General features: G+C 58.8%; 13 protein-coding genes. 10 read left to right on the forward strand and 3 right to left on the reverse strand.

Translation table 11 applies throughout. The features are described from left to right. Positions 1-328: 328 nt before the first annotated feature. Both DD597_RS15715 and fumA read left to right on the forward strand, forming a co-directional pair. A complete protein-coding gene (locus tag DD597_RS15715) occupies positions 329-1,837 on the forward strand; it encodes an anion permease (protein ID WP_003859551.1) in 1,509 nt (502 codons plus the stop codon). 52 nt (positions 1,838-1,889) lie between these two features. Then, complete coding sequence (fumA, locus tag DD597_RS15720; protein ID WP_045896109.1) at positions 1,890-3,539, forward strand: class I fumarate hydratase FumA; 1,650 nt, start codon at positions 1,890-1,892, stop codon at positions 3,537-3,539. Here fumA and DD597_RS15725 read toward each other — a convergent pair. Then, a complete protein-coding gene (locus tag DD597_RS15725) occupies positions 3,528-4,433 on the reverse strand; it encodes a LysR family transcriptional regulator (RefSeq protein WP_032609605.1) in 906 nt (301 codons plus the stop codon). The two genes, fumA and DD597_RS15725, sit on opposite strands and share 12 nt — an antisense overlap. Before the next feature lie 95 nt (positions 4,434-4,528). On the opposite strand from DD597_RS15725, the gene DD597_RS15730 reads away from it, so the two are divergent. The 3 genes from DD597_RS15730 to DD597_RS15740 all read left to right on the forward strand — a co-directional run bounded on the left by DD597_RS15730 (position 4,529) and on the right by DD597_RS15740 (position 8,181). After that, on the forward strand, positions 4,529-5,824 hold the full coding sequence (locus tag DD597_RS15730; protein WP_129256385.1) for a serine hydrolase: 1,296 nt from the start codon (positions 4,529-4,531) through the stop codon (positions 5,822-5,824). Between the two features lie 260 nt (positions 5,825-6,084). Continuing rightward, positions 6,085-7,386, forward strand: a complete 1,302-nt coding sequence (locus DD597_RS15735; RefSeq protein WP_003859542.1) for an MFS transporter — start codon at positions 6,085-6,087, stop codon at positions 7,384-7,386. A 6-nt stretch (positions 7,387-7,392) separates the two neighbouring features. Then, positions 7,393-8,181 carry a substrate-binding domain-containing protein gene (locus DD597_RS15740; protein ID WP_023324918.1) on the forward strand — a complete coding sequence of 263 codons (789 nt, stop codon included), beginning with the start codon at positions 7,393-7,395 and terminating at the stop codon, positions 8,179-8,181. On the opposite strand, the gene DD597_RS15745 is transcribed toward DD597_RS15740, so the two are convergent. Next, positions 8,153-9,055 (reverse strand): LysR family transcriptional regulator, encoded by a 903-nt coding sequence (locus tag DD597_RS15745; protein ID WP_003859540.1) that lies wholly within the window; start codon positions 9,053-9,055, stop codon positions 8,153-8,155. The genes DD597_RS15740 and DD597_RS15745 overlap by 29 nt on opposite strands. 266 nt (positions 9,056-9,321) lie before the next feature. Between DD597_RS15745 and mtfA the strand changes: the two genes are divergently transcribed. After that, positions 9,322-10,119 carry a DgsA anti-repressor MtfA gene (gene mtfA / locus DD597_RS15750; RefSeq protein WP_003859539.1) on the forward strand — a complete coding sequence of 266 codons (798 nt, stop codon included), beginning with the start codon at positions 9,322-9,324 and terminating at the stop codon, positions 10,117-10,119. A gap of 3 nt (positions 10,120-10,122) precedes the next feature. On the opposite strand, the gene DD597_RS15755 is transcribed toward mtfA, so the two are convergent. After that, complete coding sequence (locus DD597_RS15755; RefSeq protein ID WP_045350299.1) at positions 10,123-11,322, reverse strand: MFS transporter; 1,200 nt, start codon at positions 11,320-11,322, stop codon at positions 10,123-10,125. A 138-nt stretch (positions 11,323-11,460) separates the two neighbouring features. Here DD597_RS15755 and DD597_RS15760 point away from each other — a divergent pair, with 138 nt between their 5' ends. Genes DD597_RS15760 through DD597_RS15775 form a run of 4 tightly spaced genes read left to right on the forward strand, consistent with a single transcriptional unit; the run spans position 11,461 to position 17,211 of the window. Next, positions 11,461-13,203, forward strand: a complete 1,743-nt coding sequence (locus tag DD597_RS15760; protein ID WP_045350298.1) for an IucA/IucC family siderophore biosynthesis protein — start codon at positions 11,461-11,463, stop codon at positions 13,201-13,203. After that, entirely contained in the window at positions 13,203-14,150 is a 948-nt protein-coding gene (locus tag DD597_RS15765; protein ID WP_129256386.1) for a GNAT family N-acetyltransferase, read from the forward strand. The genes DD597_RS15760 and DD597_RS15765 overlap by 1 nt, the downstream gene beginning before the upstream one ends. Then, positions 14,147-15,889, forward strand: coding sequence for an IucA/IucC family siderophore biosynthesis protein (gene iucC, locus DD597_RS15770; protein ID WP_129256387.1), 1,743 nt, complete (start codon positions 14,147-14,149; stop codon positions 15,887-15,889). The genes DD597_RS15765 and iucC overlap by 4 nt, the downstream gene beginning before the upstream one ends. Next, positions 15,886-17,211: a lysine N(6)-hydroxylase/L-ornithine N(5)-oxygenase family protein gene (locus DD597_RS15775; protein WP_129256388.1), complete on the forward strand. Its 1,326-nt coding sequence runs from the start codon at positions 15,886-15,888 to the stop codon at positions 17,209-17,211. Before iucC ends, DD597_RS15775 begins: the two co-directional genes overlap by 4 nt. Positions 17,212-17,213 lie beyond the last annotated feature (2 nt).

Here is a 17,213-nt window from a genome sequence, read left to right on the forward strand (position 1 = left end):
AAAGCACCAAAATTTAAATGTTATAGTTTTGATACATAAAATGCGTAAAATCAGCGAATAACCACACTACTCAGAGTGGTTATTATAAAAAATATAAAAATAGCCATTCAGTTCCGTTTTTTTGATCGTGATCAATAGTTATGGCATTCAAAAGAGCAATATAAAAACATCATCATTTTTTATTTGGCGCAAACAAAAATGCGTTAAATCGCTATTACTGAAAACACAAAAACGCACCTTAAATAACTAAAAAAAGCAAAACGAATAAAGCAATCGAATTTGTGTTTTCGCTGTACGACGAATTTTTGACAACTTAAGACGTGAAACTATGAAAACAAAAACTGCTGTAACGCCTCCTGCGGCGAATCTGGCATCAAATGGAACAGCAAAACGCCTGCTGATGATGGCCCTGCCCGTCATTGTTGCCGTCCTGCTGTTGTTTGTTCCCGTTCCGGACGGGCTGCCGCCTTATGCGTGGCACTACTTCGCCATCTTTGTCGGCGTCATCGTCGGGTTAATTTTCGAACCGCTGCCGGGCGCCGTGATCGGTCTTACCGGCGTCGTGGCGATTGCGCTGTGCAGCCAGTGGGTGCTCTTTAGCCCGGAACAGCTGGCTGACCCAAAATTCAAGCTGGCGGGCGCCTCCTTTAAATGGGCGGTCAGCGGGTTTGGTAACTCCACCGTGTGGCTGATCTTCGGTGCCTTTATGTTTGCTGCGGGCTACGACAAAACCCGCTTCGGCCGCCGCCTGGCGCTGATACTGGTGAAATATCTGGGCCGTCGCAGCCTGACGCTCGGTTACGCCATTACCTTCGCAGACCTGCTGCTGGCCCCGTTTACCCCGTCCAATACCGCGCGCAGCGGTGGGACCATCTACCCGATCATCGCCAACCTGCCGCCGCTGTACGGTTCAAAACCCAACGACCCAAGCGCGCGCAAAATCGGTTCGTATCTGATGTGGGTGGCAATTACCGCGGCCTGTATCACCAGCTCGATGTTCCTTTCCGCTCTGGCACCTAACCTGCTGGCGCTGGCGCTGGTAAAAAGCACGGTCGGAATTGATATCTCATGGGGGACCTGGTTCCTCGCCTTCCTGCCGCTGGGTATTCTGCTGATCCTGACCATGCCGCTGCTGGCTTACTGGTTCTACCCGCCGGAAGTGAAGGTAAACAACGAAGTACCGTTGTGGGCGACCCGTGAACTGGAAAAACTGGGCAAACTGTCGCGCAATGAGATCCTGCTGCTGGTGTTCGTGTGCTGTGCGCTGCTGATGTGGATCTTCGCCGCGGCGTGGATTGAACCGGCCATGGCTGCCCTGCTGATCGTTGGCCTGATGCTGTGGACCGGCGTGCTGGAGTGGAACGATATCACCGGTAACAAAGCCGCGTGGAACACCTTCGTCTGGTTCGCCACCCTGGTGGCGCTGGCGGACGGCCTCTCCTCCACCGGCTTTATCAGCTGGCTGGGTAAAGAAGGCGGCCTGCTGATGAGCGGTATCTCTCCGGGTGTCGCCACCATCGTGCTGCTGCTGGCGTTCTACCTGCTGCACTACCTGTTTGCCAGCACCACCGCGCACACCACGGCGCTGCTGCCGGCGATGCTGACTATCGCCTCCACCATTCCGGGCATGAATATGGAAGTGTTCGTCCTGCTGATGGTGACCTCTTTGGGCGTGATGGGGATCATCACCCCCTACGGTACGGGTCCAAGCCCGATTTACTACGGTAGCGGTTACCTGCCAACCAAAGACTACTGGCGCCTCGGCACCATCTTCGGTGCCATCTTCCTGGCGGCCCTGCTGCTGATTGGTTACCCGTGGATGTCCATGATGTTCTGATTCCTGACCGCCGGACATATCCTCCGGCGGTTTTATTTTTGTGGAGCAAGCTATGTCAAACAAACCCTTTATCTACCAGAACCCCTTCCCTCTCGCGCATGACGACACCGAATACTATCTGCTGACCAAAGAGCATGTCTCCGTTGCCGAGTTCGACGGTCAGGAAGTGCTGAAAGTGGAGCCGGAAGCCCTGACCCTGCTGGCGCAGCAGGCTTTCCACGACGCCGCGTTTATGCTGCGTCCGTCTCATCAGAAGCAGGTTGCCGCCATTCTTAACGATCCGGAAGCCAGCCAGAACGATAAGTACGTTGCCCTGCAATTCCTGCGCAACTCCGAAATTGCGGCGAAAGGCGTGCTGCCCACCTGTCAGGATACCGGTACGGCAATCATTATGGGTAAGAAAGGCCAGCGCGTCTGGACCGGCGGCGGCGACGAAGCGGCGCTGAGTCAGGGCGTGTATAACACCTATATTGAAGACAACCTGCGCTACTCGCAGAACGCGGCGCTGGATATGTATAAAGAGGTGAATACCGGCACCAACCTGCCCGCGCAGATCGACCTCTACAGCGTTGATGGTGACGAGTATAAATTCCTGTGCATGGCGAAAGGCGGCGGTTCCGCCAACAAAACTTATCTGTATCAGGAAACCAAAGCGCTGATCACCCCGGCGAAGCTGAAAAATTATCTGGTTGAGAAGATGCGGACCCTGGGCACCGCGGCCTGCCCGCCTTACCATATCGCCTTCGTTATCGGCGGCACCTCTGCGGAAGCCACGCTGAAAACCGTCAAGCTCGCCTCTGCGCGCTACTACGATGGCCTGCCAACCGAAGGCAACGCGCACGGCCAGGCGTTCCGCGACGTCCAGCTCGAGCAGGAACTGCTTCAGGAAGCGCAAAACCTCGGCCTGGGCGCGCAGTTTGGCGGGAAATACTTCGCGCACGATATTCGCGTGATCCGTCTGCCGCGCCACGGCGCCTCCTGCCCGATCGGCATGGGCGTCTCCTGCTCAGCTGACCGCAACATCAAGGCGAAGATTAACCGCGAGGGGATCTGGATTGAGAAGCTGGAGCACAATCCGGGCCAGTATATTCCTGAATCCCTGCGCCAGCAGGGAGAAGGCGACGTGGTAAGCATTGATCTGAACAAGCCGATGCCCGACATTCTGGCGCAGCTTTCCGCGCACCCGGTATCCACCCGCCTGTCGCTGAGCGGCACCATCATCGTGGCGCGTGACATCGCCCATGCGAAGCTGAAAGAGCTGCTCGACAACGGGGAAGAACTGCCGCAGTACGTTAAAGATCACCCGATTTACTATGCAGGCCCGGCGAAAACGCCAGAAGGTTACGCGTCTGGCTCCTTAGGCCCAACCACCGCCGGGCGTATGGACTCCTACGTAGACTTACTGCAATCCAACGGTGCGAGCATGATCATGCTGGCCAAAGGTAACCGCAGCCAGCAGGTCACCGACGCCTGTCATAAGCACGGCGGCTTCTACCTCGGCAGCATCGGCGGCCCTGCGGCGGTACTGGCGCAAAACAGCATCAAGAGTCTGGAGTGCGTGGCCTATCCGGAATTGGGTATGGAAGCGATCTGGAAAATTGAAGTGGAGAACTTCCCGGCGTTTATCCTAGTGGATGACAAAGGCAACGACTTCTTCCATCAGATCCAGAATAAACAGTGCAAAGGGTGCTCACAGCGCTGAGCGTTTCCATAACGCCGGAAGCTGCGAGAGCGTATCGTTGATCAACCCGCGCTTGTCGCTGCCCGGCTTCCAGATGGTGACCATCGTCTGGCTTATCCCCTGGCTGCCCACTTCGGTGGGCAGCCTTTTTACGTTTTTCCACTGCGTTGCGTGAAGATGGGTCGGCAAAAATCCCCAGCCGCAGCCCTGCTCCAGCAGGCCGCGCAGCATCTCCAGTTCGTTAGTGAAAAGCGTGTGCCCTGAAATTTGCAGGCGACGGGCAACCGGCTCGTCTGACGCGGCATGCATAACCACCTGTGGAACCAGAGAGAGATCGAGCAGCGACACCGGCGACGCAACCTCCGCAAAAAGCGCCGTTGCGGCGTAAAAATCCATTTCGATCGCCCCCAGCGCCCGCCACTCCATCTCATTGCCCACGCTGCGGTTGCGCGCCTGGCAGATCCCCAGATCGGCCTGACCGTTCGCCAGCATGGCTTCCGCCTCATCGCGCGATGCGCTGGTCAGGCTCAGGCGGATCTTTTTCGTCGCCAGCGTAGCGATCAGCGCCTGCAAAAAGGCTCTGGGGGTGAACGGATCGTAAACGAGGGCAATGTCCTGCGTCGCGCTGTCCGGCACCGTACGGGCAAACGCCTCAAACGCTTTGACCTGCCGCATCAGCAGGTGCGCCTGCCGCTGAAGCTGCTCCCCCTCCGGCGTCAGGCGCAGGCTACGCCCCTCCCGCAGGAACAGCGCGTAGCCCAGCCCATCCTCAAGGAAATCGATCAGATCCCGCAGGGTTGTACGATCTTTGCCGAGTTTACTGGCCGCCTTCATCAGGCTGCCGTGCTCAGCGACGGCGGTGAACGCCTCAAGCTGGGCAAAGGAATAGATCAGTGATGCCACGTCATTCTCCACGCGATTTTTCCGGGGGATTTTCCCCCATAACGCGTTTTTTATTATAGGCCTCAGGTTCTTAAACTGAAGTCCTTCCTGAGCCAAACGAGATAAATATGAAAATCAAAACAAACCGCACACTGCTCGCGGCGCTGGTTATCAGCAGCCTGCTCTCGCCCGCCGTCATGGCGGCCTGCAACGGTACCGACCTCACGACCTGTCCGGCGCCTTTCGATGCCAGACTCCCGGACGCACATACCATGCTCACCTGGAGCCAGGCCGATCGCGTGGTGGGCTTTCGCAATGACTACCGCAACTACGCGGGCGATGTGTTCCGCCACGGCAACGCTACGCCACTGCTGCCCGCAGAAAAACCGCTCACCGATGCCCGCTATCAGGTGAAGGGTAAGATTTACAATCTTCAGGATTACCTGAAACGCCAGAACGTCAGCGGCATGCTGGTGCTGAAAAATGGCAAAGTGGCCTATAAATATCTGGGAGAAGGCAATACCGACTCTACGCTCTGGACGTCGCGTTCCGTGGGCAAATCCGTGGTCTCCGCGCTGGTGGGTGTTGCGATTAAAGAAGGGAAAATCCACTCCCTGGACGACCTTGTCACCCAATACGAACCGGATTTAAAAGGCACCGCCTGGGAGGGCGTAACGCTGAAACAGCTCATCACCCACACCTCGGGCGTGGCGTGGACTGAAGATTACACCAACGCGCAATCTGACTTCGCCCGGCTTACCGAATGCGAAGCGAAACCGGGCACCTACGACTGTGTGCGCACCCTGGTGAAGGAGTTACACCGTGAACACCCGGCGGGCGAAAACTGGTCCTATTCCTCGGGTGGTGCCTGGCTGTTAGGCGATGTGCTTGAGCGCGCCACCGGCATGACGCTCGCGGCGTATCTGGAGAAAAGCATCTGGCAGCCGTACGGTATGGCGAGCGACGGCGTGTGGCATGCCTACAGCAAAGGCCAGCACGACGTGGGTGCGCATGGGTTCAACGCCACGCTGGAAGACTGGGGGCGTTTCGGGGAGTTTATCCTGCATAACGGTACCCTGCCGGACGGAAAGCAGATCCTCCCCGAGGGCTGGGTGAAACAGTCCTCAGCCTGGACACAGGCCAAAGGATCGGTGTCCGAGGCGCATCCGAAGGGGTTGTACGGCTACCAGTGGTGGAACAATGAAGTGCCAGCCACCGCCACAAATGTGGAGCCGAAAGTCGAAAATTCGCTGAAGGATTCCCTGTGGGCGCTGGGTATTTTTGGGCAGATGATCATGGTTAATCATAAAGAAAATCTGGTTATCGTCCAGTGGTCCACCTGGCCGCAGGCAGAGCCGTCATTCAGCGCCCAGCCGCTGGAAGCGTCGCTGATGTTTAGCGCGATTGCGAACGCGCTGCGCTGATAATCCCAAGCCAGGCCCCGCCTGGCTTCTCATCTGCGCGGTGTCACAAAACTGATATATCAGCGACTTAGCGAAACGTGGTGTATAAAAGATCATCGAAATGTTAAGTTATTGTTGAATATGTAAATACTGGTCAACGCATTGTCATTAATGCACCACACGCATCGGTTTATGCGCTATTTGCGCTTATTAATTTCCACTTCCTGATCCAGTTTTCAGAAACAGACGAGCATAACGTCGCTATAAAACTGGAGATAATCATGGTTTCCTCAACCTCACCTGCAACGGTTCGTGCGAAAGCGGGCGCGATTTTCCGCGTCACGTCGGGCAACTTTCTTGAGCAATTCGACTTCTTTCTGTTCGGCTTTTATGCCACCTACATCGCCCATACTTTTTTCCCGGCAAGCAGTGAATTTGCGTCACTGATGATGACCTTCGCCGTCTTTGGCGCGGGCTTCCTGATGCGTCCGATCGGGGCCATTGTGCTGGGGGCTTACATTGATAAAGTGGGCCGCCGTAAAGGGCTGATCGTCACCCTGTCGATTATGGCCGCCGGAACCTTTCTGATTGTGCTGATCCCTTCTTATCAGAGCATTGGCCTGTGGGCACCGCTGCTGGTGCTGACCGGCCGCCTGTTGCAGGGTTTTTCGGCAGGTGCCGAGCTGGGCGGGGTTTCGGTTTATCTGGCGGAGATCGCCACGCCGGGCCGCAAGGGTTTCTATACCAGCTGGCAGTCAGGTAGCCAGCAGGTCGCCATTATGATCGCGGCGGCGATGGGCTTCGCGCTGAATGTGGTGCTGGAAGAGAGTGCCATTCGCGAATGGGGGTGGCGTATTCCGTTCCTGTTTGGCTGTCTGATTGTGCCGTTCATCTTTTTCCTGCGCCGCAAGCTCGAAGAGACCGAGGAATTCAGCGCCCGTCGCCACCATCTGGCGATGCGTCAGGTCTTCACAACGCTGCTCGCCAACTGGCCGGTCGTCGTCGCGGGCATGCTGATGGTGGCGATGACCACCACCGCGTTTTACCTGATCACCGTTTACGCGCCGACCTTCGGTAAAAAAGTCCTGATGCTCAGCGCGTCGGACAGTCTTCTGGTCACGCTGCTGGTGGCGGTGTCCAACTTCATCTGGCTGCCGGTGGGCGGCGCGCTGTCGGATCGCTTCGGGCGTAAACCGGTGCTGATCGCCATGACGCTGCTGGCGCTGGCAACCAGCTATCCGGCGCTGACGATGCTGGCGGCAGCTCCGAGCTTCTCAATGATGCTGACCGTGCTGCTGTGGCTCTCTTTCCTCTACGGTCTGTATAACGGCGCGATGATCCCGGCCCTGACTGAGATCATGCCAGCAGAGGTGCGCGTGGCGGGCTTCTCGCTGGCTTACAGCCTGGCAACGGCGGTCTTTGGCGGTTTCACGCCGGTGATTTCGACCGCCTTAATTGAGTACACCGGCGACAAAGCCTCCCCGGGCTACTGGATGAGCTTTGCCGCCGTTTGCGCCCTGCTGGCAACGCTCTATCTCTATCGTCGTCGCACGTTAATCCTGCAAACTGCCGTTAAGGAGTGATCCCTCATGCTTACATTCAGAACGGTGATTGCCGCCCTGACCTTCGCCACCCTCAGCGCGGGCGCGCTTGCGCAGGATGTGACGGTGATGATTTCTGGCGGCTTCAAAGCGGCGCTGGAGAAGCTGACGCCGCAGTACGAAGCGCAAAGCGGCGACAGGCTCATTGTGATCTCCGGCCCGTCGATGGGCAAAACGCCGCAGGCCATTCCGGCCCGGCTCGCCCGGGGCGAAAAAGCGGACGTGGTGATTATGGTGGGCGATGCGCTGGCGAAACTGGAACAGGATCGCAGGACGGCGGCGGGCTCCCGCGTGGAGCTGGCGGATTCGCCCGTCGGGATGGTCGTCAAAGCGGGCGCGCCGGTGCCGGATATCAGTACGGTGCCTGCCCTGCGGCAAACGCTGCTGAAGGCGCATTCCATGGCTTATTCCGACAGCGCCAGCGGCCGGTATGTTGAGAGCCAGCTGTTCCGTAAGCTGGGCATAGACGGCCAGGTCCACGATAAAGCGCACCGGGTTGAGCGTATCCCGGTGGCGTCTGAAGTGGCAAAAGGGAAATACGACCTCGGCTTTCAGCAGGTGAGCGAGCTTCTGCCGGTCCCGGGGGTGACGTTTGTCGGTAAGTTGCCTGACGACATGCAGTACATTACTCGTTTCGCCGGAGCCGTAACGCAGAAGGCCGACCATCCTGAACAGGGAAAAGCGCTGCTGACTTTTCTCGCCTCGCCACAGGCCGCCAGCGTCATTACGGCAACGGGCTTAACGCCCGTCAGTGCACCTCGCGATACTGCTCGGTAATCAGCGTTTCGAGTTCGGCAGCAATATAGGACTGGATCCGACCGCGGCGGCGGATCAGCCCCACGGTTCGCCTGACTTCAGGCTCGGTTAAAGGTACCGACGTCAGCAGCGAATGCTCTGCGCGGGGCATTGACATGGCGGGAACGGCCGCAATGCCGATCCCGGCTTCAACCATCCCCAGCATGGTCGTCACGTGCCGCGTTTCGCAGATGCTGGGGCGCTCAGGCCGAATATGCCCGACCCGCTGGTCGAGAAGATTGCGGTTGCCGGAGGTCTTATCCAGACCGATATAATCCTGCTGATAAAAAGCCTGCCACGTCAGGCTTTTTCTTTTTGCAAGCGGGCTGTCGCGTCGGCAGGCGGCCACGTAGACATCCTCCACCAGCGGGACAAACTCGATGTCGGGCTGCAAACTCCGGGCAAAGCAGATACCAAAATCCGCCTGTCCGCGGGTGACGGCCTCGATAACATTTCCGGCGCTGCTGTCGATCAGTTTTATGCGCACGCGGGGGTAACGGGACTGAAAGCGGCGGATCACATCCGGCATAAAGTAACAGGCGGCTGACGGCACCGTCGCCACGGTGATCAGCCCCGTGCGCTCTTCGCTGGCCTTATCGATATCCGAAAGCATGGACTCCACGTCAGCAAGCAGTTGCCCGCACCGGTCGGCAAAGGTCTGTCCATACAGGGTCAGCGTGACGCGCCGGGTGGTTCTGTCGAACAGTTTTGTCCCCAGTGCCGCCTCCAGCTTTTCAATTCTGCGACTCAACGCCGACTGGGAAAGGCAGATAGATTCTGCCGCAAGACGGAAATTGCCGTATTCCAGTAAAGCGCGGAAGGCATAGAGATCGTTGAGGTCAAAATTGACGGGCATACTGACGGGATCCTTAAGCATGGTAGGGTAAGAAGAGATTTATCATAGCCGCGCACGACATACTTCACAAAATGAAGGGGATACCCCTAAAGCGCTATCAACCTGACGGCACATAGTGATAGTTTATGCGGGCTGGATTCCTCTTAAACAGGCCGCCACTCTGCATGCAGCCGATGAGGAGTGTCATACTGCTTAACAGAGTATGTTGGCATGCTAACAGCCCCTGACCTTTCCATTTTGTTCACGTGCGAGTAACGAGCAAAGCGATGATTAAGTGGCCCTGGAAAACGAACGACGCTGGTCGAAATATGGCGCTCCCCTGGGATGAGGCTCTGGCGATCCCCGTGCTGGCGAATCTCTTGCCTGAAGAGCAATCAAAGCTGATTCAGCTGGCCGAGCGTTTTTTACAGCAAAAACGGCTGGTACCGCTACAGGGCTTCGAACTGGATCCGCTTAAAAATTCGCGCATCGCCCTGCTCTTCTGCTTGCCGGTGCTGGAGCTGGGTATCGAATGGCTGGATGGCTTCCACGAAGTGCTGATCTACCCGGCGCCGTTCATCGTCGATGATGAGTGGGAGGATGACATCGGGCTGGTGCACAACCAGCGTATGGTGCAGTCCGGGCAGAGCTGGCAGCAAGGGCCAATCATCCTCAACTGGCTGGATATTCAAGACTCGTTCGATGCCTCGGGCTTCAACCTGATCATTCACGAAGTGGCGCATAAGCTGGATACCCGTAACGGCGATCGCGCCAGCGGCGTGCCGCTGATCCCGCTGCGTGAAGTCGCGGGATGGGAGCACGACCTGCACGCGGCGATGGAAAACATTCAGGATGAGATCGACCTGGTGGGTGAAAGCGCGGCCAGCATTGATGCCTACGCCGCGACCGATCCCGCCGAGTGTTTTGCGGTGCTGTCCGAGTATTTCTTTAGCGCACCTGAGCTTTTTGCCCCGCGCTTCCCGGCGCTGTGGCAGCGTTTTTGCCAGTTTTATCAGCAGGATCCACTCCAGCGTCTGCGGCAAAGTGAGGACGCAGCCAGCACATCCTCTCATCCGTTCCACTAATGTTTAAGGGGTACGATCGGTCGATCGTACCCACACGCTCACCGCGAGAAACAGCAGTGCCATTCCCCATGCGGCAGTAATCAAAAACTGCTCACCGTAAAAGCGCGTCACCACGGGTACCAGCAGCGCGCTGGCCCCGTAGCCCAGCGTATGGCTGGTGGCGATCACCCCTGCGCCTTTGCCCGTCGTCAGCCGATCGTTGAGCAAAAGCTGGTATCCCGGCGTTGCCATGGCGGCCCCCAGCGAAGTGATGACAATGCCCACGTAGAACAGGGCTAAACTGGCGAGAGACATCAGCCCAAGACCCGCCACCATCAGCACTGCGGCAATTAAGAGTAAAACTCTCGGGGTAAAATGCTGCGGGCGTACCACCAGAAACTGCGCCGCCAGGGTCGCCAGGGCGGCCAGACTCAGCAATAGCGCGACATGATGGCTGATTTGCACGACATCGCCATTGAATAACGGATGAAGATGCGGCGATAAGCCAAGCTGCATCAGGCTGACCAGCGCTGCCAGCAGCAGCGCCAGCACCAGGAAAGGCAGCATGGAGGCCTGTAACCGCGTCGACTGGTGCGCCACCGGCGGCAGCGGGGGATCGGCGGCTTCGCGCAGCACCAGCAGCAGCGCGATCAACGGCGCCAGCGCCATCAGCCAGAGCGGTGCGACCGGGCTGACGCCGAGCATCAGCGCGGCAAGAGGCGGTCCCAGCAGACGCCCGCAGCTCAGGCCAGAGCTTATCGTCGCCAGCGCCGCCATCCTTTTATCCAACCCCGCGCGTTGAATGGCCCACGTCTGGGCCGCAGGCACCAGCCCTGATACCGTCAGGCCGTACAGCATGCGCGACAGAACCAGGCCCGCCATTCCCCATAGGGCATTCAGCGCGCCGTTCGCCATCGCCCAGACTACCAGCGCCATCACGACGAAGCTCGCCAGGTAGCCGCCCAGCGAGGCCAGCATAACGATCTTACAGCCGTGCCGCTCGCTCTGGCGTCCCCACCAGGGCGATGCGGGTAAAAAGAGCATCGAGCCGAACATCAACAGCCCGGCCCAGACGGAGAGCGACAATCCGGTCAGGGAGACCAGCTGCGGCAGCATGACCAGCAAACCGTTTTGTCCAATACCTAATAAACCGGCGCCCAGTGCCAGGGACCAGTTAGCTTTGGGGGCCACAACGTCAGTGAGATTCTCGGTACGGGTGCGCATAAAATTGTGAAGATAATGTCAATAAATGTGTGGAAATTATGAAGTTTATGAAAACAAATATTGCAAAAATAGTTGCCACTGTAAACAGAATGAATATCATAACGAGAATTATTATCAGTCATGGAATGAGGTACAACTATGCGTACTCTGCTCCGCTCCGCCGGTACAGATGTTGCGGCCCAGTGTTTTTTGAACGCGCTGCTGCGCGAAACGAAGGACTGGCACTATCTTCCCGCAACCCGTGCGGATGAGTTATCACTGATTCATATCCCGCTCTCCCCAACCCAGGCCATTCGGGTTCCGGTACGCTATTTCTCCCCCACACAGCATCACCAGTATCTTTTCCCGGCAACGCTGATTCAGGCCGACAGCGACGGCGGTGACACGGTCACATTCCATCAACTGATTGATTTAATTATTGAAAAAGAGACGGTTAAAGGCGCTCTGGATGCCGATACGCTGGCTCGCTTTAAGCAGCGCGTCCTGGAAAGCCATACACACACCTGGCAGGCCATTGATTTACGCCACAACTGGGCAAACCTGCGCGATAAGCCGCTGACCTTTGCCGAAGCGGAACAGGCGCTGCTGGTCGGCCATGCTTTTCATCCTGCCCCAAAGTCGCACGAGCCGTTTAACGAGGCCGAGGCGCGTCGCTATCTGCCGGATTTCGCCTCCCGCTTCCCGCTGCGCTGGTTTGCGGTTGAGCATGAGCTGATTACCGGCGACAGCCTGAATGTCTCCCTGCGGGAACGTCTGCTGCGCTTTGCAGCGCAGAGCGCGCCGGCTCTTCTCGGTCACTTCACCGACACCTGCTGGCTACTGCCGATGCACCCGTGGCAGGCCGACTATCTGCTGGAGCAGGACTGGTGCCAGCGTCTGGTAGAAAAAGGCGCCCTGCGCGATCTGGGCGAAGCCGGTGCGCCATGGCTACCCACCAGCTCTTCCCGCTCGCTGTACAGTGAAACCAACAGCGACATGATTAAGTTTTCCCTGAGCGTGCGCCTGACCAACTCCGTGCGCACGCTGTCGGTGAAAGAGGTTAAGCGCGGCATGCGCCTGGCGCGGCTGGCGAAAACGGCACGCTGGCAAGGGCTCCAGGCTCGCTACCCGACCATGCGCGTGATGCAGGAGGACGGCTGGGCGGGGCTGCGCGATGAGCACGGCGTCATTCAGGAAGAGAGCCTGATGGCCCTGCGCGTCAATCTGCTGTTCGATACCCCTGAAACGCAAACCAACGTGCTGGTGAGCCTGACCCAGGCCGCGCCGGACGGCGGCGACAGCCTGCTCGCCGCGGCGGTGCGTCGTCTGAGCCAGCGTCTGGACTTACCCCTCGCCCAGGCCGCGCGCTGCTGGCTGGATGCCTACTGCGACCGCGTATTGCTTCCGCTGTTCAGCGCCGAGGCGGACTACGGTCTGGTCCTGCTGGCGCACCAGCAAAATATCCTCGTTGAGATGCAGCAGGATTTCCCCGTTGGACTGATCTACCGTGACTGCCAGGGCAGCGCCTGGACCGAAGGGGCCGACGCGTGGCTGAATGAGGCAGGTGAAACCGAAGTTGAAAACCGCTTCGGTGAGAGCCAGCTGCTGCGCTACTTCCCTTATTACCTGCTGCTGAACTCTACCCTTGCCGTCACCGCCGCGCTCGCCGCTGCCGGTTTCGACAGCGAAGAGAACCTGATGTCCCGCGTGCGTGACGCGCTGGCCGAACTGCGCACGACGGCGAAGCAGACCCGCTGCCTTGATTATGTGCTCGACAGCCCGACCTGGAACTGCAAAGGCAACTTCTTCTGCTACCTGCACGATCGCAACGAAAACACCATCGTCGATCCGGCGGTGATCTATTTCGACTTTAGCAACCCGTTTTATAAGGAGAAGGCGTGATGGCAAACGCGAATATCGTCCATTCCGGCTACGGCTTTCGCTGCACGGCCACGGAACAAAACCTGCCGCTGACGCTGGGTCTCGACGGCTGCGCGGTGCTGGAGCGGCTGACCGGGCTCCCGGACGGCTGGCTGGTGGACGCCCTCGACCAGCTGTTTGTTGCCGCGCCCGCCCTGACCGGCATTACCCTGCCGTGGGCAGCCTGGCAGGATGAACCTCAGGCGCAGGCGCTGTTTAGCCTCGTTCACGGAGATTATCTGGCGCGTGAAATTTTCTGGCAGCTGCCGCTGTGGCTGAAAGGCGAGCGTCCGCAGGCGAGCGGCGGAATGCAGTTTGATGAAAGCCGTCAGCTGTACTTCCCGCTGCGCCCTCACCGCCCGCAGGGCGAGGTGTATCGCCGTTACGATCCGCAGATTAAGCGCACCCTGAGCTTCCGCGTGGCGGACGTGGCGCTGGACGGCGAGCGTTTTACCCGCTGGATGAACACCCCACGCGTGAACGCTTTCTGGGAGATGGCCGGCCCGCAGGCCGAGCAGGAGAACTACCTGCGTCGCCAGCTCGACTCGACCTATTGCTATCCGGTGATCGGCTGCTTTGACGATCAGCCATTCGGCTATTTTGAACTCTACTGGGCGGCGGAAGACCGCATTGGCCGCCACTATCGCTGGCAGCCCTTTGACCGCGGGCTGCATATGCTGGTGGGCGAAGAGAACTGGCGCGGAGCGCAGTATATCCGCAGCTGGCTGCGCGGCCTGAGCCACTATCTGTATCTCGATGAACCGCGCACGGCGCGCATTGTGGCGGAACCGCGCTTCGACAACCAGCGTCTGTTCCGCCATCTGGCGTCCGCCGGTTTCGACACAGTGAAAGAGTTCGACTTCCCGCACAAACGCTCCCGTCTCATCATGAGCGAGCGTCATCGCTTCTTCCACGAGGTGGAACTGTGAACGCGCTCTGGCAGAAAGTGAACCGCGAGATGGTGGCGAAGATCCTCGCCGAACTGGAATATGAACGCACCCTGCGCGCCGAGCCGGATTCGGCGGACTACTGGCGCATCAGTATGGGCAACGCGTGCTGGCAGTTTCGCGCCACGCGTGGGATCTGGGGCTGGCTGCATATTGACCCTGATACCCTGACCACCACCAGCGGCGCGGCGGTCGAAGCGGAAAACGCGCTGCTGCAACTGGCCACCGTACTGGAGATGAGCGACGCGCAAACGGCGGAGCACATGGAAGATCTCTACGCCACGCTGCGGGGCGACATGCAGCTGTTGCAGGCGCGTGAAACGCTGGATGCCGATGCGCTGATCCACCTTGACCCGGACGAGCTACAGTGCCTGATGCGCGGTCACCCGAAGTTTATTTTCAACAAGGGACGCCGCGGCTGGGGGCTGGATGCCCTGCGCCTGTACGCGCCGGAATATCGCGGGCGTTTTCGTCTGCACTGGGTCGCCGTGCAGCGCGATCGTCTGGTCTGGAGCAGCGACGCCGATTGCGATATTAACGCCCTGCTCTCCAGCGCCATGGACGATGCCGAGCGCGAGCGGTTCGACGCCCGCTGGCAGGAGCTGGATCTGGATGATAGCTGGCTGCCGGTGCCGCTGCACCCGTGGCAGTGGCAACAAAAAATTGCCATTCATTTCCTGGCGCAGCTCGCACGCGGTGAAATGGTGGAGCTGGGTGAGTTCGGCGATGAGTATCTGGCGCAGCAGTCCCTGCGCACGCTGACCAACGCCAGCCGTCGCGCGCCGTATGACATCAAGCTGCCGCTGACCATCTACAACACCTCCTGCTATCGCGGTATTCCGGGCAAGTATATTGCCGCCGGTCCGCTGGCCTCGCGCTGGCTACAGCAGCAGTTTGCCAGCGATGCCACGCTGATTCGCTCCGGGGCGCAGGTGCTTGGCGAACCCGCTGCCGGATATCTGTCGCATCCGGGTTATGCCGCATTGCCTGAGGCGCCGTACCGCTATCAGGAGATGCTGGGGGTGATCTGGCGCGAGAACCCATCCTGCTATTTACAGGATGGTGAACAGGCGGTGCTGATGGCGGCGCTGATGGAAACCGATAATCAGGGGCGCCCGCTGATTGACGCATGGATCAAACGCTCGGGGTTAACCGCTGACGCATGGCTGGAAAAGCTGTTTGAGGCGACGGTGATCCCCTTCTATCACCTGCTCTGTCGCTACGGGGTGGCGCTCATCGCCCACGGCCAGAACGTCACGCTGGTGATGAAAGATTACGTTCCGCAGCGCATTTTGCTGAAGGATTTCCAGGGCGATATGCGCCTGGTGGATGAAGATTTCCCGCAGGCGCAGGGCCTGCCGGAGCAGGTAAAAGCGGTGACGGCGCGCCTCAGCGCGGATTACATCATCCACGACCTGCAAACCGGCAACTTTGTCACGGTGCTGCGCTTTATATCCCGCCTCACCCTGCAATGCGGCGTGAATGAAACCCGCTTCTATCAGATCCTGGCGCTGGTGTTACATCGTTATATGGCCGCCCATCCGGATCTTGCGGCGCGCTTCGCGAAGTTCGACCTGTTTAAGCCGCAGATTATTCGCGTGATCCTCAACCCGGTCAAACTAACCTTCTCTGAACACGACGGCGGCAGCCGCATGCTGCCGAACTACGTCTGCGATCTTGATAACCCTCTTTTTCTGGTCTCCCGGGAGTCAGCGCAATGAAAACCTATGATTTCATCGGCATTGGTATCGGTCCGTTCAACCTCAGTATTGCCGCGCTGTCGGAGGGGCTGGACGGTTTTAGCTCGCTGTTTCTTGAACGCAAGCCGCACTTCTCCTGGCACCCGGGGATGATGGTGCCGGACTGCCATATGCAGACCAGCTTCCTGAAGGATCTGGTCAGCGCCGTAGAGCCAACCAACCGCCACAGCTTCCTGAACTACCTGGTACAGCGCAAAAAGTTCTACCGTTTCCTCACCACCGAGCAGCGAACCGTGTCGCGCGAGGAGTTTGCCGACTACCTGTGCTGGGCGGCGGATAACCTCACCAACCTGGCCTTCAGCCAGCAGGTACAGCAGGTCAGCTTTGATGAGCAAAACGGCCTGTTTGAGATCGTGACCCAGCGGGATCGCTTCCTGGCGCGGCACGTCTGCGTGGGGATTGGGAAGCAGATCAATCTGCCAGACTGCGTCACCGCGCAGGACGATACCTGCTTCCACGCCAGCGAAATGATGCTGCGCACGCCGGATTTAGCGGGCAAGCGCGTCACCGTCGTCGGCGGCGGCCAGAGCGGTGCGGATCTGTTTTTGAATATCTTCCGTGGGGAATGGGGCCAGCCGCTGAGCCTCAACTGGGTGTCGCGCCGCAACAACTACAACGCGCTGGATGAAGCCGCGTTTGCTAACGAGTATTTCACGCCAGAGTATGTGGACAGCTTCTCGACCCTCGGTGACGACGCCCGACGTCAGATGTTGCAGGAGCAGAAAATGACCTCCGACGGGATCACCACCGAGTCCCTGCTGGCGATTTACCGCGCCATGTACCACCGTTTCGAAGTGCTGCGTGAAAAACCCTGGGCGCACCTGATGCCGTCCCGCTCGGTGACGGCGCTGACGCGCCAGGAAACCGGACCTCGCCTCAGCATCCAGCATCACCTGGACGGCGGGCGCGAACAGCTTGAAAGCGACGTGGTGATTTTCGCCACCGGCTACCGCGCCGTGCAGCCTGCTTTTCTCGCCCCGCTCTCTTCCCGACTGCGTCTGGATGAGGATGAAGCCTTCTGCATCAACAACGATTTTACCCTTGAATGGGACGGCCCGCAGAGCAACCGCCTGTTTGCCGTGAATGCCGGGATGCACCGTCTCGGTATTGCCGAACCCCAGCTCAGCCTGATGGCCTGGCGCGCGGCGCGAATTTTGAATCGCGCTCACGATGACGAGCCGTTTGAGCTGGCAACCACCCCCGGCGTGATCCACTGGCGGAGCACCACCAGCCCGGAGAGCAGCCAGGTTATTAAATCATTAATAAAGACCACCGAGTACTGACA

Source organism: Enterobacter cloacae complex sp. 677-3DZ2D5B, assembly GCF_004136695.1.
Taxonomy (GTDB): Bacteria; Pseudomonadota; Gammaproteobacteria; order Enterobacterales; family Enterobacteriaceae; genus Enterobacter; species Enterobacter hormaechei_C.

What these genes read in the sequence shown, in the direction of transcription:
- fumA (WP_045896109.1), top strand. Translation starts at nt 1,890, where the DNA reads ATGTCAAACAAACCCTTTATCTACCAGAACCCCTTCCCTCTCGCGCAT.
- DD597_RS15735 (WP_003859542.1), top strand. Translation starts at nt 6,085, where the DNA reads ATGGTTTCCTCAACCTCACCTGCAACGGTTCGTGCGAAAGCGGGCGCG.
- DD597_RS15765 (WP_129256386.1), top strand. Translation starts at nt 13,203, where the DNA reads ATGGCAAACGCGAATATCGTCCATTCCGGCTACGGCTTTCGCTGCACG.
- DD597_RS15730 (WP_129256385.1), top strand. Translation starts at nt 4,529, where the DNA reads ATGAAAATCAAAACAAACCGCACACTGCTCGCGGCGCTGGTTATCAGC.
- DD597_RS15740 (WP_023324918.1), top strand. Translation starts at nt 7,393, where the DNA reads ATGCTTACATTCAGAACGGTGATTGCCGCCCTGACCTTCGCCACCCTC.
- DD597_RS15755 (WP_045350299.1), bottom strand. Translation starts at nt 11,322, where the DNA reads ATGCGCACCCGTACCGAGAATCTCACTGACGTTGTGGCCCCCAAAGCT.
- DD597_RS15715 (WP_003859551.1), top strand. Translation starts at nt 329, where the DNA reads ATGAAAACAAAAACTGCTGTAACGCCTCCTGCGGCGAATCTGGCATCA.
- DD597_RS15775 (WP_129256388.1), top strand. Translation starts at nt 15,886, where the DNA reads ATGAAAACCTATGATTTCATCGGCATTGGTATCGGTCCGTTCAACCTC.
- DD597_RS15760 (WP_045350298.1), top strand. Translation starts at nt 11,461, where the DNA reads ATGCGTACTCTGCTCCGCTCCGCCGGTACAGATGTTGCGGCCCAGTGT.
- DD597_RS15745 (WP_003859540.1), bottom strand. Translation starts at nt 9,055, where the DNA reads ATGCCCGTCAATTTTGACCTCAACGATCTCTATGCCTTCCGCGCTTTA.
- mtfA (WP_003859539.1), top strand. Translation starts at nt 9,322, where the DNA reads ATGATTAAGTGGCCCTGGAAAACGAACGACGCTGGTCGAAATATGGCG.